The organism is Pseudomonas sp. HN8-3, from assembly GCF_020790195.1.
Taxonomy (GTDB): Bacteria; Pseudomonadota; Gammaproteobacteria; order Pseudomonadales; family Pseudomonadaceae; genus Aquipseudomonas; species Aquipseudomonas synxantha_A.
Genome location: NZ_CP086206.1, coordinates 3397467 through 3422428 on the forward strand (window position 1 = coordinate 3397467; position 24962 = coordinate 3422428).

Consider the following 24962-nt stretch of genomic DNA (forward strand, 5'->3'; position numbering starts at 1 on the left):
CGCCTAAGATCAAAAACAGATCAAGATCAAGATCAAGGGCGGCTCGCTTCGCATCGTGGTTACCGGGGGCAAGCGCCCTCCCACATTTCTTGCGGTACTCGGCCTCACAAACCGGTCGGCTATAAGGCCGCCGCGCTGTGCTTTTGATCTGGCATCGCCCCGTTAAACCACGCTGGCCGAACGCGGACTTTGGAGCGTGGGTAACCCGGCAGGACGTCGGGTTAGCCGCGCTGGGCCATGGATGGCCCATCGCGGCGGCCCACGCTCCAAAGTTCGTGTTCGGGCACACCGAGCCTAGGCGAGGTGCCGAGTGGTGGGGCGAAGGCCTTTTGCTTACTTTTGGGCCTTTCCAAAAGTGACCCGCTGTAAGAGCGGAACCATAAGTGGCCGTTACCAAAGGAACGGATATGCACACCGACAGACCGCCATCGGGAGCAAGCCCCCTCCCACATTTGGATCGATGTGCAGCCTTCAAGACACCACCTCCCCAACCCCAACCCCTTCCACCCACCACTTGGCCAAACCCGAAACATTCGGCGCCTTGAGCAAGGTGAAGTGATTACCCCCGCCATACCAAACCTCCAACCCAGTCCCCTGCCCCTTCCACCCCTCAACCATCAACCCCTGCTCACGCTGGTTCCCCGCCGCATCCAAGGCCGGATCCTGCGCCAGCACCAGGCGCACCACCCCGTCATACCGCGCCTGCGGCCGATAAACCGTGCGCAACGCCGCCGCATAAGTACGCGCAGGCCCATCCATTGCATCCACGGCAGCACGCGCCGGCAGCAACCCGACACCGACCATCCCCGTATGCAGCCACTGTCGCTGCGCCACCTCATCGCGCCCGGCGAAGTCCACCGGATCAATCCCCAGCGACTTCCCAGCCGCCAACTGCATCGCCTCGATCAACCGCAACAGCGCCGCCGTCGAGGTATAGGGCTTGCCATCACGCCCCGGCGCCTCACTGTCGATCACTGTCAAAGAGCCCACCTCGCGCCCCATCGCCTGCAATCGCAGGGCCATTTCCAGCGCGACCCAGCCGCCAAACGAATGCCCGACCAGATGCACCGGCCCGTCCGGGCACTCCTGCTCCAACGCCGTGAGATAACACCGCGCCGCCGCTTCCACCTGGCTATGGGGCACCGCCTCGCCATCCAACCCACGGGGCTGCAGGCCATACAGCGGCCAATCACGTCCCAGCGCGTCGCTCAAGCCCACGAAACCGGTCACGCTGTCACCTGCTCCCGGCACGCAGAACACCGGGGCATAGCCGGCGCGCCCAGTCTGGATGCGCAACAACGGCTGATGGGCCGCGCAACTCACCGGCGTACTCGTCGCCAGCGCCTCGGTCATCGCCCGGCCCAGGCCCTGGATATGCGGCGCCTGCATCATGCTCTGGTGATCCCCAGGCACTTGCACCTGGCGCAGTTGCCCGGGCGCCAAAGCCGTGTCCCAGCCCAACGCCATACTGCGTTGCGACAGTTCGGTGGGGCGCTGCTCGGCGCTGAACAAGTGCACCGGAATCGGCAGCGGGAACAGGCTGTAGTGGGCCAGGGCGTGCCCGTGCCCGACTTCGCGCTGAAGAAAACTCAACAGGTCCGCGTCCGACGCCGCCGCCATTTGCGCGTATAGCAAACCTTGATCGCGACAGCGTTGCAGCAGATTCGCAAAGTCCAGCTGTCCAATCCGCGCCTCCAGCTGTTCAAGGCTTGCCAGCTCATTTACACCTCCCTGTGCTTTCCAATAAGCCGTGCATTGCAGCAACAGATGCCGCTTGAATGCATCCGGCCCGCTCCAGCGTGCTTTGCCCTGGTCAGTCAGGCGCGGCACATAGCTGTCGATCAAACCGAGGAAGGCCACGCTTTCATCCAGCCCCAGCAGTTGCATGGCGATTTCATAGGCCAGCACCCCACCAAAAGACCAGCCCGCTACCCGATAGGGACCGTGGGGCTGAATCTCGCGGATCAGCCCGACCATGCGCGCCGCCAGGCCTTCCATGCTGTTCAGGTGGGCCTCGCCCAACGCCAGCCCCGGCAGGCCGTAGATCGGATAATCACCCGGCAGGTGCTGGCCCAGCGCCGGGAAATACACGTCCATGCCGCTGAACTCATGCACCAGAAACAACGGTGCCTGCGCCCCGCTGCTGCGCACGGTAATCACGCGGGTGTCGGGCAGTACATCATCCCCGCGCTGACGCAGCATCGCCGCGACGCCGGCCACGCTGGCATGTTGGAACAGCTCGGCCAACGACACCGGCAAACCGGCCTCGTCCAGCAGGTTGACCAGGCGAATCGCCAACAACGAATGCCCGCCCAGTTCAAAGAAGCTGTCATGCCGCCCCACTTGTTCGAGTTTCAACACCTCGGCCCAGCGTTGCGCCAACGTCTGCTCCAGGGCGTCGGCCGGCGTTTCGAACGTGCGGCTGGTCGAGGCGTCCCAGGCAGGCACCGGCAAGGCGTTACGGTCGATCTTGCCGTTGGCGGTCAACGGCAATTGCTCCAGCGCGACGTAGGCGGACGGCACCATGTACTCGGGCAAGTGCGCGTGCAGGTAAGCCCGCACCGACTCGACAGCAACGGGTTCGCCCGCCCAGGTGAAATAGGCCACCAGGCGTTTGTCCCCCGGAACTTCTTCACGGGCCAGCACCACGGCATCCTGGATGCCTGCGAACGTCGCCAGTCGCGCCTGGATTTCACCCAGCTCAACACGAAAACCTCGAATCTTCACCTGATCGTCATTACGCCCGATGCACTCCAGCAGACCGTCGGCCGTCCAGCGCCCGAGATCGCCCGTACGGTAAAGCAAGGCGCCTGGGTTGAACGGGTCCTGCACAAACTTTTCAGCCGTCAGCTCGGGGCGATTCAAATAGCCCAAGGCGACGCCATCGCCGCCAATGCAGATTTCACCGACGATACCCAGCGGTACCGGCTGCTGCTGCGCATCGAGCACATACACTTGGGTGTTGGAGATCGGCCGCCCCACCGGCACGCTGTCGGCATCATCGGCAATCGTGTGCACTTCGCAGGTGGTGGCGTAAGTGGTGGTTTCGGTCGGCCCATAGCAATGCACCAGGCGCAACGCGGGTGCCTGCGCCAACAGCGTGCGGAACGCCGCCGGATCTGCCCGCTCCCCGCCGCACAAAAGGATGCGCAAGCCAGCCAGGGCCTGGGGAATCAACTGCACGTATTGGTTGAACAGCGCGGTGGTGACAAACAGCACCGTCACGTCCTGCAACGCTTGGGCGAAAGCGCTCGGATCGAGCAAGGTGGCGTGGTCAATCACCTGCACCTGGCCGCCATTGAGCAGTGGCCCCCACACGTCCATGGTGCTTGCATCGAACGCTGGGTTCGACGCAAAGGCCACGCGGTCGGCGGCATTGAAATCGGCATAGCCGTTGTTGAGCACCAGGCGCGTAATGCCGCGATGGGGCACCAGCACGCCCTTGGGCTGGCCGGTGGAGCCGGAGGTGTACATGATGTACGCCACGCTGTCCGAGGGTTGCGACAGGTCCGGGTTGTGGCTCGGTTGCGGGGCGAGACCAAGCGTGTCCAGGTCCAGGCGACGCACCCTGCTCTCTATGACGCAATCGCTGCGGGTCAGCAACCAGGCCGCTCCACAGTCTTGCAGCATGAACCCCTGGCGTTCAGCCGGTGCATTCACGTCCAACGGCACATACGCGGCGGCGCATTTGAGGATGGCCAATTGGCTGACCAGTAACTCCAGCGAACGCGGCAGCAGGATCGCCAGGTGATCGCCAGGGCGCACACCCAGGCCGAGCAGGTGATGGGCCAAGCGGTTGGCGCGGGTATTGAGTTCGCCGTAGCTCACCCGCCGCTCGTTGTGCACCAGCGCCACCGCGTCGGGACGCGCCATGGCCTGGGCTTCGAACAGGCGCTGCACCGTGTGCTCACGCGCGAATGTACGGGCAGTGGCGTTGAAGTGCTCAAGCACCCGTTGGCGTTCGGCCTGCGGCAGAATCGGCAAGCGGTTGATGGCGATATCACGATGACCTTCCAGGGCCTGCACCACCTGCGCCAGCGCGATTTCCAGGTAGTTGCACAAGCGCCGGGCGCCCTGCCCCATGACGGTCAGGCTGAACCCTTCACCGAGGTCATCCACGCTGACCGCCACGCCGTAGTGCGTGTGCTCCTCGGCCTTGAACAACTCGATCCCCTGCCACGCCTCGGCCACGCCACCGGCCTGGGGTGCGCTGTGACGATAGTTGAACAATACGCTGAACAACGGCGTCGCCACCGCCACACCACTGCAACGCTGGGCCAACGCCAGGGGCGCATGTTCATGACCGAGCAGCTGAGTCAGGCGCCCATGGGCGGTACGCAGTGCCGTCAGCACTGAGTGTTCCCCCAGGTCGACCCGCAGCGGCAAGGTATTGATAAATACGCCCATGGCCCGCTCGGCGCCTTCGCCGCCTTGCAGGCGGCCGAGCATCACCGTACCGAACACCACCTGCTCGCGGGCGCAAACCTTGCCCAGTACGTGAGCCCAGGCCAAATGCATCACGCTGGCCGCACTGACCCCCGCCTGGCGGGCCTGGCTGCGCAGGCGTCGACTCAGCGACAGGTCGAGACCCACGCGTACGTTTTCCACGGCCCCCAGATTGGGCACCTCGGTGGGTTCGTCGACCTCACCGAGCATCTCGCGGAAAAACGTCTCGTGATCCTCAGCGCACAAACGGGTCTGGGCCACGTAGTTGCGATACGGCACGGGCGCGGCCAGGGTGTCCTGAGTGCCCAGCAGAAACGCCTGCAGCTCGTGTTGCAGGATATCCAGGGCAACGTGGTCCATCACCAGGTGATGAAACAGCAACGTCGCGACCACCCGTTGCGATTGCTCGGCGTACACCAGCCGCATCAGCGGCGCCTGGCCAAGGTCCAGGCGTGGCGGCAGCGGCCCGCTCTCAACGCTTAGCCGGGCGTGGCGCCACACCACCTGCACCGGTTCTTCCAGGCCATCCCAATGCAAGGATGAACGCAGGATGTCATGACGCTGGATCACCGCCTGCAATGCGCTGGCGAAGGCATCCAGGCGTGCGCGACTGTCAAAGGCAAACTGCGCCTGTAACACATAGGCGTCATCACCTTGCGCAGCGCGATGCTGATACAGGATGCCGGCCTGCAACGGCGCCAGCGGGTAGATATCCTGCACATTCGCCGCACCGCCGGGGATGCTGGTGACGATGCGCTCGATGGCTGCTTGATCCAGGCTGACCAGCGCCAGCATGTCTGGCGTGATGCGCGCACAATCGGCCGCAATGCCATTGGCCGGCACCGCCACTTCACGCCCGCCGCCCAAAGCTGCCGCCAGGGCAGCCAAGGTCGGTTGACCAAACAGCACTTTCACGTCCGCCGACAAGCCCAGGCCGCGCATACGCCCGACCAGGCTGACCGCCAGCAACGAGTGGCCGCCCAGTTCGAAGAAGTTGTCGTGCCGGCCCACGCGTTCCACATTGAGCAACTCGGCCCACAGCGCGGCCAAGGTGATTTCCGTGTCGCCCAGCGGCGCCTCGTACTCGCGCACCACCAACGCCTCCAGGCCCGGTGCCGGCAATGCCTTGCGGTCGAGTTTGCCATTGGGGCTCAGCGGCAGCGCCTCCAGGTGCACGAAGCTGGCCGGCACCATGAACTCCGGCAGGTGCAGCAGCAAATGGGCGCGCAGGCTTTCAATTTCACTCGGCACGCCGGTGTAGTAAGCGATCAGGCGCTGCTCGCGGGCAATCACGGCGGCTTCCTGCACCGCCGGATGCTCGGTCAGGCGTGCCTGGATTTCGCCCAGCTCAATGCGCAGGCCACGGATCTTGACCTGGTCATCATTGCGCCCCAGGTACTCGATGTTGCCATCCGGCAAGTAGCGCCCGACGTCACCGGTGCGGTACATGCGCCCAGGGGCAAACGGGTCATCGAGGAAACGCTCGGCGGTCAGTTCGGCACGGTTGAGGTAACCCCGTGCGACTTGCACCCCCGCGATAAACAATTCGCCCACCACGCCCAACGGCACAGGCTGCAACTGCCCGTCCAGCACGTACATGCGCGTGTTGGCGATTGGCTTGCCGATGGGGGTGTTGTCGGGCACGTCAAAGCCTGCGCAGTGCCAGGCAGTGACATCCACCGCCGCTTCGGTGGGCCCATAGAGATTATGCAGCTGGCTGCCCGGCAACTGTTGCTTGAAGCGGCGTACCAGGCTGCCCGGCAAGGCTTCGCCGCTGCACATCACCCGCACCAGCCCGCCCGCCTGGCTGACGTCACCGTGGGCGAGGAAGACATCAAGCATCGACGGCACGAAGTGCAAGGTCGTGACCCCTTCGGCTGCGATCACCTGGCACAGGTACTCAGGGTCTTTATGCCCATCCGGGCGCGCCATCACCAGGCGTGCTCCGGTGGACAGCGGCCAGAAGAATTCCCACACCGACACATCGAAACTGAACGGGGTTTTCTGCAACACCGTATCGCCTCCCGTGAGCCGGTATTCGTCCTGCATCCACAGCAGGCGGTTGACCACCCCGGGGTGTTCGTTGATCACACCTTTGGGCTGGCCGGTGGAGCCGGAGGTGTAGATCACATAGGCGGCCACCCCGGCCACCGCTGGGTTGGTGATGGGCTGGTGCTGCCAGGTGGGCTGGTCCAGATCGACCACCGGCACCTCGCCCAGCAGCCCAAGGGTGCTGCCCTGGGCCAGTACCACCGCTGGCGCGCTGTCGTGCAGCATGTAGGCGATACGCTCCGGCGGGTACGCCGGGTCCAGCGGCACATAGGCGGCGCCGGCCTTGAGGATCGCGTACAGGCCAATGACCATGTCCAGGCCACGCTCCACGCAGATCGCCACCCGCGCCTGCGGCTGCACGCCGAGGGCTTGCAGGTGGTGGGCCAGTTGGTTGGCGCGAGCGTTCAGTTCGGCGTAGGTCAGTTGCTGCTCGCCGGCCTTTACCGCCACGGCCTGCGGCGTGCGCAGTACCTGCGCTTCGAACATCCCGTGCAGGGTCTGGTCGAGCTGGTAGTCCACAGTGGTAGCGTTGAAATCCACCAGCAACTGCTTGCGCTCACGCTCATCCACCAGCGGCACATGCGCAAGCACCGCCTGGTCGTTAGCGACCATGGCCTGCAACACGCGGGTGAAGTAGCCGAGGTAACGCCGTATCGTCGATTCATCGAACAGTGCCACGGCATATTCCAGCGCGCCGAGAATACTGCCCTGCACTTCCCCCAGGTTCAGCGACAGGTCGAACTTGGCGAAATGGCTGTTTTCGACAATGCCTTCCAGGGCCAGGTCGCCCAACGCCAGGGTCGGCGCGCTGCTGTCCTGCCAGCTCAGCAGGGTCTGAAACAGCGGGCTATGGGCCAGGCTGCGCGGCGGCCGGGTGATTTCCACCACCTGTTCGAACGGCAAATCCTGATGGGCTTGGGCCGCCAGTGTCAGCGCCTTGACCCGAGCCAGCAGGGCCTCGGTGCTCAACTCGCCCGAGGTGTCGATGCGCAGCGCCAGGGTGTTGACGAACAAACCGATCAGCCCTTCCACCTCGGTGCGCGTGCGGTTGGCCACCGGCGTGCCGATCACCAGCTCCGGCTGTCCGGACAAGCGCGCCAGCAACGAAGCCCAGGCGCTCATCAAGGTCATATAGAGGGTGGTGCCATGGCGCTGGCTCAAGGCCTTGAGCCCGGCAGTAAGGCGTTCATCCAGGCGCACTCCGACGCTGCTGCCGGCGTAGTCCTGCTGCGCCGGGCGCGGGCGGTCGGTGGGCAGGGTCAGCAACGCCGGCGCGCCGGCCAGGGTCTGCTGCCAATAGGTGCTTTGGCGGTGCAACACTTCACCGCTCAACCACAGGCGTTGCCACACGGCAAAGTCGGCGTACTGGATCGGCAAGGGCGGCAGCGGGTCGGATTGGCCGTGGCTGAAGGCTTGGTACAGCGCCATCAGTTCACGGGTCAGCACGCCCATGGACCAGCCATCGGAGACGATATGGTGCAGGGTCAGCAGCAGCACATGGTGATCGTCGGCCATCACCACCAGGCGACCGCGCAGCAACGGGCCACGCTCCAGGTCGAAGGGCGCCGAGGCTTCGCCGTGGATCAGCGCGTCCAGCGCCTGTTGCGGTTGCGCGTGGCGACGCAAGTCTTGCACCTGCAGCGGTAACACCTCCTCGGCCGGCACGATCAGCACCTGGGCCTGGTCGCCGTGTTGGGCAAAGCGGCTGCGCAGGGTTTCATGCCGCGCCACGATCCGCGCCAGCGCCCGTTGCAGTGCCTGCACATGCAACTGCCCGCGCAAACGCAGGCCGATAGGAATGTTGTAGGCGGTGTTGGCGCCCTCCATCAACGCCAGGAACCACAGGCGCTGCTGGGCAAACGACAGCGGCATCTCTTCATCACGATTGGCCGGCAGGATATCCGGCAAGGTGCTGCGCCCGGCCTGGGCCAGCAGTTCGGCGACCGCTGCCAGTTCGGCGTTGGCGAACAGGTCGCCCAGCGCCAACTCGACCCCCAGCCGCTGGCGGACCTGGGAGACCATGCGCATCGCCAGCAGCGAGTGCCCGCCCAACTCAAAGAAATGGTCACGCCGCCCGACCCGTTCCACTTGCAACACCTCGGCCCAGATCTGCGCCAGCACGGTTTCGATCTCGCCCTGGGGTGCTGCGTATTCGCGGGTAAACACTGCAGCCATGTCCGGTACTGGCAAAGCCTTGCGGTCGAGCTTGCCATTGGTGGTCAGCGGCAGCGCGTCGAGCTTCATGAAGGCGACCGGGACCATGTAGTCCGGCAACTGCGCCACCAGGTGAGCGCGGATTTCGCCTACCGTCAGCGCGTCAAGTTGCGGGTTTTCGGTGAAGTAGGCCACCAGGCGCTCTTCACGCACCAGCACCACCGCTTCCAGGATGCCAGGCAATTGGTTGAGCCGGGTTTCGATTTCGCCCAGTTCGATGCGCACGCCACGGATTTTGACCTGGTCATCGTTGCGCCCCAGGTAGTCGAGCGTGCCATCGGGCAACCAGCGCACCAGGTCGCCGGTGCGGTACATGCGCCCGGGGTTGAATGGGTCGCGCAGGAAGCGCTCGGCGGTCAGTTCCGGGCGGTTCAGGTAACCTCGCGCCACGCCCTTGCCGCCTACGTACAACTCCCCCGCCACCCCCAGTGGCACCGGGCGTTGATGTTCATCGAGCACGTAGACGGTGACATTGGCGATGGGCTTGCCGATATGCAACGGCTGGCCCGCCTCGACCTTGCCCGACGTGGCGACCACCGTGGCTTCGGTGGGGCCATAGTTGTTGATCAATTCAAAGCGCTGCGCCCGGCCGAACTGGCGCAGGCGATCGCCACCGACCAGCAGGGTGCGCAAGGTCGGGTGCTCGATAGTCTGGCTGAACGCGTACTCGGCCACCGGCGTGGGCAGGAAGCTTACGTCCAAAGGCTGTGCGCACCACCAGGCCAGCAGCGCGTCGATATCTTCAGCACCGTCATGGGCCGGCGGCAGGTGCAGGGTGGCGCCCACACACAGCGCCGGCCAGACCTCCCAGGCCATCGCATCAAAGCCGAAACCGGCGACACTGGCGGTATGCCGCCCGGCGCGCAGGTCAAAAGCGCTGCAATGCCAGTCCACCAGGTTGGCGACGGTGTGGTGCTCCACCATCACACCTTTGGGCAAGCCGGTAGAACCCGAGGTGTAGATCACATACGCGAGGTTCGTCGGGCCGACGGCGACCTTGGGGTTGCTCGCCGAGTGATGCTGCCAGGTGAAGCGATCGAGGTTGATCACCGGCACCTCGAGCTCGGGCAAACGAGCCAGCAACGCGTGTTGGGTGAGCACCGCCACCGGGGCGCTGTCGCTGAGCAAGTAGCTCAAACGCTCGGCCGGGTGGGACGGGTCTACCGGCACATAACCGGCACCCGCCTTGAGGATCGCCAGCAGCCCGGCCAATGTGTCGAGCCCGCGCCGCGCCACAATGGCCACGCGATCATCGGGCCGAACCCCCAGCGCCAGCAGATGATGGGCCAGCAGGTTGGCTTGCTGGTTGAGTTCGGCGTAGGTCAGTTGCCGCCCTTCGTGCACGGCGGCGATGGCGTCCGGCGTGAGCGCAGCCTGGGCTTCGATACGCCCGTGCAAGGTGGTGCCTTGCGGGAACACGGCCTGGGTGGCGTTGAACTGTTGCAACAGCAGGCGCTGTTCGGCGGCGGGCACTACCGAAAGTTGGTCAAGCGCAGTGTGCGGCGCCTGCTCCAGCGCGGTAACCAGGTTTTCCAGCGCGGTGTGCAAGTAGGCGCAGACGCGGTGGGGGTCGACCTGGGTGCTGGCCAACAAACGCAGGATAAAATCGTCGCCCAGATCGTCCACACTGAGTGTGAGCGGATAGTTAGTACGCTCCTCGGAACGCAGCGTTTCGATACCTTGCCAGGCCGCAATCGCCTCGCTGCGAGTACCGGTGCCACTGTGACGATAGTTGAGTAACGCACTGAATAGCGGCAACGGCGCAATGACGCCACTGCAATGCTGAGCCAGAGCCAATGGCGCATATTCATGCCGCAGCAGGCTAGTCAAGCGCATGTGAGTGGCCTTGACAGCGCTGCGCAGATCCTCACTGCCAATGTCGACGCGAAACGGTAGCGTATTGATGAAGATACCCAGGGCGCGATCCGTCGCATGCCCGCCGTGCATACGTCCCATCAATACCGTACCGAACACCACCTGGGACTTGCCTGCCACCCTGCCCAGCACTTGGGCCCACCCCAAGTGGAACAGACTGGCAACGCTCACGCCCAGCACACGAGCCTGTGCGCGCAAGCGTTGGCTGAGGGAGTTCGCTAAAGGCCAGTCGAGTTCAGCGATCCCCCTGCCGTCGCCCTGTACATCCTGTAAACCAAAGGGCAAGGTCGGTTCAACCACATCACCGAGCATCTGCTGGAAAAATGCTTTATGTTCTTGCTCGGTAACACCCAGGCGCGCTTGGGCGACATAGTCGCGAAACGGCACGGCAAGGCCCAACTGAGCGGCGTGACCGTGCAAAAACGCCTGCATCTCGTGGCGTACCACTTCCAGAGCGCTGTGGTCCATCGCCATATGGTGGAACAGCAAGGTAGCGACGATGCGCTGGTGGGTCCGGTCTTCAGCATGTACCAGGCGCAACAACGGTGCCTGGGTCACGTCGAGGCGATAATGACGGGCATTGAATAGTTCATGCAGCTGTGCGGCGATATCGCCGTCGGCCGGGTCGAGCATCAAAGCTTGCACCGGCAGGCGCGCCTGACGCCACACCACTTGCGAAGGTTGCGCCAGGCCATCCCAGACCACCCCGGTGCGTAAAATGTCGTGGCGGTCCATCACGCTTTGCAGCGCCTGGGCAAACGCCTCGAAGCGCTCCAGGCTGTCAAACGCGAACTGCGACTGCATCACGTAGGGGTCGCCCTGCTCGGCGCTGGCATGGTGAAACAGAATGCCTTCCTGCAATGGCGCCAACGGATAGATGTCCTGGATATTCGCCACACCGCCCTGCACGGTGGCGATGATGCGCTCGATCTCGTCCTGGCTCAGGGTCGAGAGGGTCAGCATGTCGGGGGTGATGCGCTCGGCGTTGGCGGGAATGCCATTGGCCGGTACGGCCACTTCGCCAACCTTGGCAGCCGAGTACTCACCGGCCTTGATCAGCTCGATCAGCGCCGGTTTGTGCTCGCGCAAGGCGGCCAATATTGCCGGGTCGCTCAAGGCTTGCCGGTTGCCGTTCACCGACAACTGTTCGCCCTTGAGCGCCAGTTGCACGTCCTTGGTTTTCAGGGTTGCCAGCAGCTCGAGGATGTTCACAGGACGATCTCCATTCGTTCGGTCATTGCGGCGTAGCCGGCCAGGGTCGGTTGTTCGAACAACGCCCGCACATCGGCTTCCATGCCTTCCTGGCGCAGGCGTCCGATCAAGCTCACAGCGAGCAGCGAGTGCCCGCCCAGTTCAAAGAAATTGTCATGCCGGCCTACCCGATCCACCTTGAGCAGCTCGGACCACAACTGGGCCAGCAGGATTTCGGTATCGCCTTGGGGTGCTTCGTACTCACGCACCGTCAGTGCGTCCATACCCGGTGCGGGTAACGCTTTGCGGTCGAGCTTGCCGTTAGGGCTCAGGGGCATGACGGGCAGGTGCACGAACAGCGCGGGCACCATAAAGTCCGGCAGGTGCTGCAACAGCTGGGCGCGCAGGCCGTCGATGTCGCTTGGCAGGCCAGTGTAATAGGCGACCAGGCGCTCATCACGAACCACCACCACCGCGTCGTTGACCGCCGGATGCTCGATCAGCCGCGCCTGGATTTCCCCCAGCTCGATGCGCAGGCCACGGATTTTCACCTGGTCATCGTTGCGCCCCAGGTATTCGATATTGCCGTCCGGCAAGTAGCGGCCCAGGTCACCGGTGCGGTACATCCGGCCAGGCGCAAACGGGTCATCGAGGAAGCGCTCGGCGGTCAGCTGCGCACGGTTCAGATAACCCCGCGCCACTTGCACGCCAGCGATGAACAGCTCACCGACCACCCCCAGAGGCACCGGCTGCAACTGCCCGTCCAGCACGTACATGCGCGTGTTGGCAATCGGCTTGCCGATGGGGGTGTTGTCCGGCACGTCCGGGCGGGCGCAGTTCCAGGCCGTCACGTCCACCGCCGCTTCCGTGGGGCCATACAGGTTGTACAAACCAATGCCTGGCAACTGCTGCTTGAACCGACGCACCAGGCTGCCCGGCAGCGCCTCGCCGCTGCACATCACGCGCACCAACCCGGCCGCCTGGCTCACATCACCATGGGCCAGGAACACGTCAAGCATCGACGGCACAAAGTGCAGGGTGGTGATGTTTTCTGCCTCGATTACTTCGCACAGGTACACAGGGTCCTTGTGCCCACCCGGGCGCGCCATCACCAGGCGTGCGCCGGTAAACAGCGGCCAGAAGAACTCCCACACCGACACGTCGAAGCTGAACGGGGTTTTCTGCAAGACCGCGTCATGGGCCTTGAGGCCATAGGCGTCCTGCATCCACAACAGACGGTTGACCACCCCGGCGTGTTCATTGATCACGCCCTTGGGCTGGCCAGTGGAACCGGAGGTGTAGATCACGTAGGCCGTGTGCCGGGCAGTGAGGTCCGCGACCTGCGGGTTGACGCAAGGCTGCTGGTGCCAAGTGCTGTGGCCGACGTCGATCACGGCCACGTCGCCCAGCAAGGCACGAGTGGAGGCTTGCGCCAGCACCACCACCGGCGCGCTGTCTTGCAGCATGTAGGCGATGCGTTCTTGCGGGTAGGCCGGGTCCAGCGGCACATAACCGCCACCGGCCTTGAGGATGGCGAACAGGCCGATCACCATGTCCAGGCCACGCTCCAGGCAAATGCCTACCCGTGAGTCCGGCTGCACGCCCCTTTCACGCAGGTGATGGGCCAGGCGGTTGGCGTGCTCGTTGAGCTGTTGGTAGGTCAGTTGTTGCTCGCCCGATTTCACCGCCACGCAATCCGGTGTGCTCGCAACTTGGGCCTCGAACATTGAATGCAGTGTCTGGTCAAGGTTGTAATCGACTACTGTCGCATTGAAGCCATTCAACAGTTGCTCGCGCTCCTGCTTACCCACTACAGATACACGGTTGACCGCCAGATGGGGCGATTGCTCCAACGCTTCGACCAACCCATGCAACGCCGTTTGCATATAACCGCAGACACGCTCTGCGCCGATGTGCGCCGCGGTCATGACAGTCAAGCGGAAACCATCGCGCTGATCGTCCACGTTCAGGGTCAACGGGTAGTTGGTACGCTCCTCGCTGCTAAGGGTCTGGATGCCTTGCCACGCTTGTGATGCGGATGCCTGCTGACTGTCACTGTGGCGATAATTGAGCATCGCGCTGAACAATGGCAGCGGTGCGGCGACACCACTGCAACGCTGCGCCAAGGCCAGTGACGCGTGTTCGTGACCGAGCAGTGCCGTCAGGCGTTCATGGGTTTGCACAAGCGCCGCACGCACGCCGATATCATCAATCTCCACACGCAGAGGCAACGTATTGATGAACATACCTAACGCACGGTCACTACCTTTTCCGCCCTGCATACGCCCCATCAGGACCGTACCGAACACCACACTGGGCTGGTTGGCGGTGCAGGCCAACACCTGAGCCCACGCCAGGTGAAACAGACTGGCGGCACTCACACCTGATAGTCGTGCCTGAGCCCTCAGACGCAGGCTCAAGGACGGCTCCAGAAACTGCTGGTGCTCTTCAATAGCGCTGCCGTCTCCCTGCACATCCTGGAGACCGAACGGCAGGGTTGGCTCATTGACGTCACGCAGCATGTTGGCGAAGAACGCTTCGTGTTCCTGCTCGCTGAGCCCCAAACGAGCCTGCGCCACGTAGTTGCGGTAAGGAATAGGTTCATCAGCATCCTGTTCCTGCCCCAGCAAACTGGCTTGCATCTCTTGCCGCACTCGCTCAAGCGCAGTGTGATCAAGAGCGATGTGATGGAAAAGCAGAATCGCGACCACCCGCTGCCGACTTGGATCATGGCTGAATACCAGACGCACCAGCGGTGCCTTGGACATCGGGACGCGGTAGTGGCGCGGGTCTAAACGCTCATGCAGGCCGGCAAGCACGTCGCCGTGCAAATGCAGCTCCTGAACGCTCAACGCCGCCTTGCGCCACACCACTTGCAACGGTTGCGCCAGCCCCTCCCACACCACCCCGGTGCGCAGAATGTCATGGCGGTCGATCACCTGTTGCAGCGCCTGCGCGAAGGCTTGCAAACGCTCGACACTGTCAAACGCCAGGTGCGATTGCAGCAGGTACGGGTCGCCCTGCGCGGCCGTGAGGTAGTGGTAGAAAATGCCTTCCTGCAACGGCGCCAGCGGGTAGATGTCCTGCACGTTGGCAGCGCCGCCTGGCACCTGGGCGACTACCTGATCAATCGCGCACTGGTCGAGGGCCACCAGCGCCAACATGTCTGGGGTGATGCGTTGGCACTCGGCACTGATCCGATTGGCCGGCACTTGCACCTCGCGACCACTGCCAACGGCAGCGGCCAGCGCGGCCAGGGTTGGCTGGCTGAACAGCACGCGCACGTCGGCGCTGAGGCCAACCTGGCGCATACGCTCGATCAGGCTGACGGCCAGCAATGAATGGCCGCCCAGTTCGAAAAAATGGTCATGACGGCCCACCTGTTCCACTTGCAGCACCTCGGCCCAGATACCCGCCAGGGTGGTTTCGACCTCGCCCTGGGGGGCCTGGTACTCGCGGCTGAGCACGGCGGCCTGATCGGGGTCGGGCAGTGCCTTGCGGTCCAGCTTGCCGTTGGCGGTCAGGGGCAACACATCGAGGCGCATGTAGGCGACCGGCACCAGCGCATCGGGAAGCTGCGCCTGCAATTGCGCGCGCAAGGTCTCGATGGGGAGTGCGCGTTGCTCGGTGAACCAGGCCAGCAGCCGGCCTTCGCGCACCAGCACCACCGCTGCGCGAATGCCGTCCAGGGCGGCCAGGCGGCTTTCGATTTCGCCCAGCTCAACCCGCACACCACGCAGTTTGACCTGGTCATCGTTGCGGCCCAGGTACTCCAGATTGCCGTCGGGCAACCAGCGCACCAGGTCGCCGGTGCGGTACATGCGCCCCGGGCTGAACGGGTTTTGCAGGAAGCGTTCGGCAGTCAAGTCCGGGCGATTCAAGTAACCCCGTGCCACACCGCTGCCGCCTACATACAGCTCACCGGCCACACCGACCGGCACCGGGCGCAACTGCGCATCCAGCACATAGCTGCCGGCATTGGCGATGGGTCGACCAATATGCAACGCCTGCCCGGCCCGCACGCGACCGGAGGTGGCAACCACCGTGGCCTCGGTGGGGCCATAGTTGTTGATCACGGCAAAGCGCCGTTCCTGGGTGAACTGGCGCAGGCGATCGCCACCAATCAGCAGGATGCGCAAGGTGGGGTGTTGCAGGTGTTGGCTGAACGCGTACTCGGCTACCGGCGTGGGCAAAAAGCTCACGTCCAGCGGCTGCGCCCGCCACCAGGCCAGCAGTTCATCGATGTTTTCATTGCCCACTTCGGCGGGCGGCAGGTGCAGGGTCGCCCCGACGCACAGGGCCGGCCAGACTTCCCAGGCCATCGCGTCAAAACCAAACCCGGCCACGCTGCTGGTGTGACTCGCAGCAGCCAGGCCAAAGGCTTCAGAGTGCCAATGCACGAGGTTTTCCACGTTGTGGTGTTCCACCATCACGCCTTTGGGCTGGCCGGTAGAGCCTGAGGTGTAAATGACGTAGGCCAGGTGCGCAGGCGTCAGTGCGGGCAGCTGTGGATTGTTGACAGGCAGGTGCTGCCAGGCGAGGTCATGCAAGTCGACCACCCTGACTGTGCCCAGCAGGTCGCGGGTACTGGCCTCAGCCAGTACCGCCAACGGGGCGCTGTCCTGCAACAAATAAGCGATGCGTTCGGCGGGATACGCCGGGTCAATCGGCACATAGCCGGCACCGGCCTTGAGAATGCCCAATAGCCCCACCAGCATCTGCGGGCCACGGCGGCAGCACAGCGCCACGCGGTCATCCGGTTGCACGCCGAGTGCCAACAGGTGATGGGCCAGTTGGTTGGCACGCTGATTGAGCTGCTGATAGGTCAGCGCCTCGCCGCCCTGCTGCACGGCAATGGCGTGGGGTTGGCGCTCAGCCTGTACCTCAAATGCGCCGTGCACGGTGTGGCCACGGGGGAAATCCTGGGCCGTGGCATTGAATTCGCGCAGCAGGGTTTCACACTCCGCCGCAGGCAGGATCGGCAGGCGATTGAGTGCCGTGTCCGGCGTGCACTCCAAGGCTGTGAGCAACTGCGCCACAGCGTTGTGCATGTAGTCGCACAGGCGTTGCGCACCGATCTGTGGCACCGCCAGCACGCTCAGCCCGAAGCCGTCACCCAGGTCATCCACGCTCAGGGTCAATGGGTAATTACTGCGCTCCTCACCGCCCAGCAGCTGCACGCCCTCCCAGATGCCGTGGCCGTCGCGGGCCATCTCGGCGGGGTTGCTGTGACGGTAATTGAGCAAGGCACTGAACAATGGCGTGCTGGTCGGCACACCGCTGCAACGCTGAGCCAGGGCCAGCGAGGCATGTTCATGCCCGAGCACGGCGCTCAGGCGTGCATGGGTGGCCTTGACCGCCGCTGACGCCCCGGCGGCAACATCAACCCGCAGCGGCAGGGTGTTGATAAACATCCCCAGCGCGCGGTCTGCACCCTCACCGGCTTGCATACGGCCCATCAGCACCGTGCCGAACACCACGTCATCGCGGCCCGACACCAGCCCCACCACCTGGGCCCAGGCCAGGTGCATCAGGCTCGCGGCGCTCACACCCAGCTGTCGCGCCTGCTGGCGGACCCGCTGCGCCAGCACGGCGTCCAATGGCAGCCCGGCCTCCTCGATGGCACGGCCATCGCCCTGCACATCCTGCAAACCAAACGGCAAGGTTGGTTCATCCACATCGGCGAGCATGTCGCGAAAGAACTGCTCATGCTCGGCCACACTGACACCCAGGCGCGCCTGGGCCACATAGTTGCGAAATGGCGCGGCAGCGGGCAAGTCCTGGGCCTGGGTGAACATGAAGGCGCGCATTTCCTGGCCGACCACCTCCATGGCTGTGTGGTCCAGCGCCAGGTGGTGAAACAGCAGGATCGCCGCAACACGGTTGTGCGTCGGGTCCTGGGCATAGACCATGCGCAGCAACGGCGCCTGGGTGATGTCCAGCCGATAGTGCCGGGCATCGAAGCGAGCGTGCAGTTGTTCGATGATGCCGCCGTCGGCCGGGTCCAGATGAACCTCCTGCACCCCCAGTTGCGCCTTGCGCCACACCACTTGCACCGGGCTGTCCAGGCCCTCCCAGACTACGCCCGTGCGCAGGATATCGTGGCGGGCAACCACCTGTTGCAGCGCCGCCATGAACCCGTGCAAGCGGTCGAGATTGTCGAACGCCATGCGCGATTGCAGCAGGTACGGGTCGCCCTGTTCGGCGCTGAGGTGGTGGTAGAGAATGCCTTCCTGCAACGGCGCCAGCGGGTAGATGTCCTGCACATTCTCCGCGCCACCCGGCACGCTGGCGACGATACGCTCGATGGCATCCGGAGTGAGCTGCACCAGGCTCAGCATGGACGGTGTGATCTGTGTGCAACCGGCCGGGATGCCATTGGCCGGCACCACGATTTCGCGACCACTGCCCACCGCCGCCGCCAACGCTGCCAGGCTCGGCTGGTTGAACAGCACGCGCACATCGGCACTGAGGCCCACTTGGCGCATACGTTCGATCAAGCTCACCGCCAGCAGCGAATGCCCGCCCAACTCGAAGAAATGATCGTGACGCCCGACGCGTTCGAGCTTGAGCACGTCTTGCCAGATCTGCGCCAGTAGGGTTTCCACCTCGCCTTGCGGGGCTTCGTAGCCACGACTGAGCAAGGCCGACGGGTCCGGTGCCGGCAAGGCTTTGCGGTCGAGCTTGCCATTGTTGGTCAGGGGCAGACTGGCCAGCGGCATATAGGCCGACGGCAGCATATAGTCCGGCAACTGCCCTTGCAGGTAGGCGTGGACCAGCTCAATGCCCAGGTCTGCCCCGGCCCAGGTGAAGTAGGCGACCAGGCGCTTTTCACCTGGCATATCTTCCCTGGCCAACACGGCGACGTCCTGGATGCCCGGGCAACTGGCCAGGCGCGCCTCGATCTCACCCAGCTCGATACGAAAGCCACGGATTTTCACCTGGTCGTCGTTGCGACCCAGGCATTCGAGCAAGCCGTCTTGCGTCCAGCGCCCGAGGTCGCCGGTGCGGTACAGCAAGGCGCCCGGGTTGAAGGGGTCCTGCACAAACTTTTCAGCCGTCAGCTCGGGGCGATTCAAATAGCCCAGGGCGACGCCATCGCCGCCGATGCAGATTTCACCGGTGATGCCCAGCGGCACCGGTTGCATCTGTGCATCGAGCACATAGATCTGTGTATTGGAAATGGGCCGCCCCACCGGCACGCTGTCGGTATCCGTACCGACCTCGCGCACTTCGTGGGTGGTGGCGTAGGTGGTGGTTTCGGTCGGCCCGTAGCAATGCACCAGGCGCAGCGTCGGTGCACGCGCCAACAGGCTGCGAAATGCCGCCGGGTCAGCACGCTCACCGCCGCACAGCAGGATGCGCAAACCGGCCAACGCCTCGGGGATCAATTGCACGTACTGGTTGAACAGTGCGGTGGTCACGAACAACACCGTCGCGCCCTTAAGCTCGGCGCCGAACGCCAACGGGTCGAGCAAGGTGGCATGGTCGATCACCTGCACTTGCCCACCATTGAGCAATGCGCCCCACACATCCATGGTGCTCGCATCGAACGCCGGGTTGGAGGCGAAGGCCACGCGGTCGCTGGCGTTGAAGTCGGCATAGCCATTATTGATGACCAGGCGCGTGATACCGCGATGGGGCACCAGCACGCCCTTGGGCGTGCCCGTGGAGCCGGAGGTGTACATGATGTACGCCACGTCCTGCGCAGACCGGGCCAGCCCCGGGTTGTCCGCCGGCAGGTCGGCCAGGTCCAGTTCGGCAAGGTTGTCCAGCACCTGGCGGGCGCCGCTGTCCTGCACCATGAAGGTTCGACGTTCGAGCGGCGCGTTGACATCCAGCGGTACGTACACCGCCGCACACTTGAGCACCGCCAACTGGCTGACGACCAGGTCGATGGAGCGCGGCAGCGCCAGGGCCACCGCCTCACCTGGCCGCACGCCACGGCCAATCAAATGATGGGCCAGGCGATTGGCGCGGCGATTGAGGTCACGGTAGCTCAGCGACAGCGGGCCATGCACCACCGCCACGGCTTCAGGCCGGGCCAGTGCCTGGGCTTCGAACAGTTGAGCTACGGTGAGCTGCGACGGGTATTCCCGGGCGCTGGCATTGAAGTCTTCAAGCAGTAAGCGCCGCTCGGCGGGCGGCACAATCGACACCTTGTGCATGGCGGTGGTGGGCGCGTGTTGCAGCGCGCTCACCACATGGCGCAACGCGGTGAGCATGTACTCACCCACACGTTGCACATCCAGATGGGCGACACCTTGCACCGTCAGGGCCAACCCCGTGCCCAGGTCATCGACGTTGAGTACCAGCGGGTAGTTGCTGCGCTCTTCGGAGCTGAGGATCTGGATACCGAACGCGGCAAAGGGGTTGTCCCCCGGCGCTTCATCGGGTGCGCTGTGCCGGTAGTTGAGCAAGGTGCTGAACAACGGCAACGAACCCGGCACGCCGCTGCAGCGCTGGGCCAGGGACAGCGCTGCATGTTCATGCGCGAGCAACTGCGCCAGGCGCGCATGGGTGGCGCGCACGCCGGCTTGCACGCCGACGCTGCCAAGGCTGACCCGCAGCGGCAAGGTATTGATGAACATCCCCAGCGCGCGGTCGGCGCCCTCGCCGCCCTGCATACGCCCCAGCAAGACCGTCCCGAACACCACGTCCTGCTGGCCCGACACCTGGCCCAGCACCTGGGCCCATGCCAGATGCACCAGGCTCGCCGTGCTGACGCCCAGTTGCCGCGCCTGTTCGCGCAGGGCCAGGCTGAGGGCCGGTTCCAGCGGCAGATGGGCCTCATGGATGCCGCTGCCGTCGCCGTTCACATCCTGCAAGCCGAAGGCCAGGGTGGGCTCGTCGATATCGCCGAGCATCTGGCTGAAGAAGGCCTCGTGCTGCGCCTGGCTCAGGCCCAGCCGCGCCTGGGCCACGTAGTTGCGGTACTGCACCGCATCAGGCAGTTGCACGCGGTTGCCGTGCAGGCTGGCGCTCATTTCTTCGACCAGCACTTGCAGCGCCGTGTGATCGAGCAGGATATGGTGCAGCAGCAGGATGCCGACCAAGCCGTCCGCCTCTTCAGCGTAGGCCAGGCGCATCAGCGAAGCGCGAGACAGATCCAGGCGGTAGTGGCGAGGGTCGAAACGCTGTTGCAACTGCGCCAAGGCATCGGTGCCCTGGGTGTCCAAGCGCTCAACGGCCAGCGGCGCCTGGCGCAACACCACTTGCACCGGTTCCTCCAGGCCCTCCCAGAGAACCGCAGTGCGCAGGATATCGTTGCGTTCGATGACACTGTGCAGCGCCTGAATAAAGCCATCCACCGCGCCCTGGTCGTTAAAGCGCAACTGCACCTGCAACACGTAGGGGTCGCCCTCGCTGGTTGCCAGGTGGTGGTAGAGAATACCGGCCTGCAAAGGCGCGAGAGCGTAGATATCCTGCACGTTGGCCACGCCACCGGGCACGGCCTGGAGGATGTGATCGATGGCGGCCTGGTCCAGCTCGACCAAGGGCAGCATGTCCGGCGTGATGTGCTCACTGTGTTCCTGAATCAGATTGGCCGGGACCTGCACCTCATGGTGCCCGCCCACCGCCGCTGCGAGGGCTGCCAGGGTCGGCTGGCCGAACAGCACGCGTACATCGGCACTCAGCTCTACCTGGCGCATGCGTTCGATCAGCTTGACCGCCAGCAGCGAATGCCCACCCAACTCGAAGAAGTTGTCATCACGCCCCACCCGGTCGAGCTTGAGCAGGTCCTGCCAGATCATCGCAATGGCGTTTTCCACCGCACCTTGGGGCGCGGCATAACTGCGCCGGGCCAACGCCTCGGCATCGGGTGCGGGCAAGGCTTTGCGGTCGAGCTTGCCGTTGGTGGTCAGGGGGAACGCCTCCAGGCGCACGAAGGCGCTGGGCACCATATGTTCGGCAAGGCTCTGTAGCAAGTGATCGCGCAAGGCGGCAACGCTGGGCTCACCCTCGGTGATCACATAGGCCACAAGGCGTTTGTCACCCGGCTCATCCTCACGGGCGATCACCACCGCATCGCGCACGCCGTGGGCGGTTGCCAGGTGTGCCTGGATTTCGCCCAGCTCGATACGGAAACCGCGAATCTTGACCTGGTCATCGTTACGCCCCAGGTACTCGACACTGCCGTCGGCCAGCAGGCGGCCGAGGTCACCGGTCTTGTACATGCGCAGGCCGGTGGCCGGGTCCGCGAGGAAGCGTTCGGCGTTGAGTGCCTCGCGGTTCAGGTAACCGCGCGCCACCCCGGCGCCGCCCACGTACAGCTCGCCCACCACACCGTATGGCAACGGCTCGTGTTGTTCATCCAACACATACAGCTGCAAGTCGGGGATGCGTACGCCAATCGGGCTGACGCCCACCAGTTGGGCATCCGCCGCCTCCAGCGCACGATAGGTCACGTGCACGGTGGTTTCGGTAATACCGTACATGTTTACCAGCTGCGTACCGGCATTCACCGCCCGCGCATACCATGGCTTGAGCATGGCCGGTTCAAGGGCCTCACCGCCAAAGATCACCTGCCGCAACGAATGCGCCTGGGTGCTGTGGCCCTGGGCCGCGATCAATTGGCGGAACGCGCTCGGCGTCTGGTTGAGGATGCTCACTTCGGCTTCGCAGAGCAGCGTGTAGCACTCATCCGGCGAGCGGCTGACCAGTTGCGGCACGATCAGCAACTGGCCGCCGTGCATCAGCGCGCCCCAGATTTCCCACACAGAAAAATCGAATGCGAAGGAGTGGAACAGTGCCCATACATCGTGCGGGTTGAACCCGAACCAGTGTTGAGTGGCACTGAACAGGCGCGCCACCTGACGATGCTCGATCATTACCCCCTTGGGTTGGCCGGTGGAACCAGAGGTGTAAATTACATAGGCCAGATTGGCCGGGCTCAGGTGCAGCCGTGGATCGGTGATGGGCAACTGGCCCAGGCTGTCGAGGTCAAGCTGCGCCAGTTCGCCTACCCGGTGACGAGTGCCGGCCTGTACCAGCACAACCACCGGTTGACTGTCGGCCAGGGTGTAGGCAATGCGTTCCTGCGGGTAAGCCGGGTCTATCGGCACGTAGCCGGCACCGGCCTTGAGGATACCGAGCAGGCCGATAATCATCTGCGGGCCGCGCTCCACGCAGATCGCCACGCGGCTGTCAGGCTCCACGCCCTGGGCCAGCAGTGCATGGGCGACCTGGTTGGCGCGTTCGTTGAGTTGACGATAGGTGAGGCGCTGCTGCTCAAAGCGCAAGGCAATGGCTTCAGGCTGGGCGGCGGCGTGGGTTTCGACTTGCTGGTGGATCAACGCGGTATCGGCGTAGTGCGTGGGGCTGTGGTTCAAGGTATGCAGCAGGGCGTGGCGTTCAGCGTCGGGCAGGATGTTCAGGCCGCAGAGCGGCTTGTCCGGTCGCTGCTCAAGGGCGTCGGCCAGGCTTTGCAGCGCGGTGTGCAGATAGCCGGCAACCCGCTGTGCACCGATGGCCGCATCCACCATCACCGTCAGCGCGAAGTCTTGCCCCAGGTCGTCGACGTTGACCGTCAGCGGGTAGTTGGTGCGCTCCTCGGCGCCCAGGACCTGGATGCCTTCGGCAACCTCGATCACGGCGGCCATGTCGGTGGCCGCACTATGGCGATAGTTGAGGATCGCGCTGAACAACGGTGTGGGTGCTGCCACCCCGCTGCAGCGCTGGGCCAGTGCCAGGGACGCATGTTCGTGATCGAGCAGGCGCGTAAGACGCTCGTGGGTGACTTGCACCGCAGCGCGCACGCTTTGCGCGCCAACGTCAACCCGCAACGGCAAGGTGTTGATGAACATGCCCAAGGCCCGTTCACCGCCCTCGCCTGCGCCCATGCGCCCGAGCATCACGGTGCCGAACACCACCGCCTCGCGACCGGAAACCACGCCCAACACCCGCGCCAACGCCAGGTGCATCAGGCTCGCCACGCTCACCCCCAACGGCCGCGCCACACTGCGCAGGCGACGACCAAGGGCGCTATCGACGGGAATGCGCGCTTCATCAATGCCCTGACCATCGCCCTGCACATCTTGCAGGCCGAACGGCAGCGTCGGTTCATCGATATCGGCGAGCATGTCGCGAAAGAACGCCTCATGGGCCTGTTCGCTCACACCCTGGCGCACTTGGGCGATGTAGCTGCGAAACGCTACCGGCGTGCCCGCTTGCGCGTGCTCACCGGCCAGGTACAGCTGGATTTCATGGCGCACCACGTCCAGGGCGGTGTGATCGAGAATGGTGTGGTGGAACAACAGCATCGCAACCACGCGCTGGTTGGCCGGGTCCTCGGCGAACACCAGACGCAGCAGCGGCGCCTGGCCAAGGTCCATGCGATAGGCACGGGCGTCATAGCGCGCGAGCAATTGAGCGAGACGGTCGCCGCCATCAAAATGCGCTTCTTCACACGCCAGATGCGCCTTGCGCCACACCACTTGCAGCGGCTCGTCGAGGCGCTCCCACACCATGGAGGTGCGCAGGATATCGTGGCGGTCAATCACCCATTGCAGCGCCTCGGCAAAGGTTTGCAGGCGTGCACGGCTGTCGAACACAAACTGCGCGTGCAGCACGTAGGGGTCGCCCTGCGCGGCAGAAAGATGGTGGTAAAGCATGCCTTCCTGGAGCGGCGCCAGGGGGTAGATATCTTGCACATTCGCCGCGCCGCCTGGGATGGACGCGACGATACGGTCGATGGCCGGCTGGTCGAGGTTGACCAGCGCCAGCATGTCCGGGGTGATGCGATAAGCCGGGCTCAGCCAGTCACCGCCATGCTCGGCGACCAGGGCCAGCAACTGGGGTTTATGCGCGATCAATTGATCCCAGAGCGCGTCATCCAACGCCTCGTCATCGCCCAGGACGATCAGGTCGCCTTCTTCAGTTTGCAGACGGATCGCATGGGTGGAGATCGCTGCCAGTAAGTCGCTGAACTGCATGGGGTAACCTGCCTGATAAGTCACGGTTTAAGAGAATGTCCGTATTCAGTTTTGCCGCTAGGCGCGGCGCCCTTGAAAAACAACGGGCGCAGCCGGGGGCCTGGAGAGGCTTCCGGCAGGCTTGAAAAATTAAGGGATTTGCGCGGCGGGGGGTGACATGGGAAGCGGGGACACGTGTCGGGTGGGAGGGTTCCCGTGTTTGCTCGCGGCTCTTCAACTTTGCTGAGTTTTACCAGTACTGCGGCGATG

General features: G+C 64.3%; 2 protein-coding genes. Both read right to left on the reverse strand.

The window, feature by feature from the left end:
* Positions 1–471 precede the first annotated feature (471 nt).
* Entirely contained in the window at positions 472–11799 is an 11328-nt protein-coding gene (locus LJX92_RS14825; protein WP_228308494.1) for a non-ribosomal peptide synthetase, read from the reverse strand.
* Positions 11796–24713 carry a non-ribosomal peptide synthetase gene (locus LJX92_RS14830; RefSeq protein WP_228308495.1) on the reverse strand — a complete coding sequence of 4306 codons (12918 nt, stop codon included), beginning with the start codon at positions 24711–24713 and terminating at the stop codon, positions 11796–11798. Before LJX92_RS14830 ends, LJX92_RS14825 begins: the two co-directional genes overlap by 4 nt.
* Positions 24714–24962: the final 249 nt, after the last annotated feature.

Coding starts and splice junctions, on each gene's coding strand:
- LJX92_RS14830 (WP_228308495.1), bottom strand. CDS start 24,713: ATGCAGTTCAGCGACTTACTGGCAGCGATCTCCACCCATGCGATCCGT.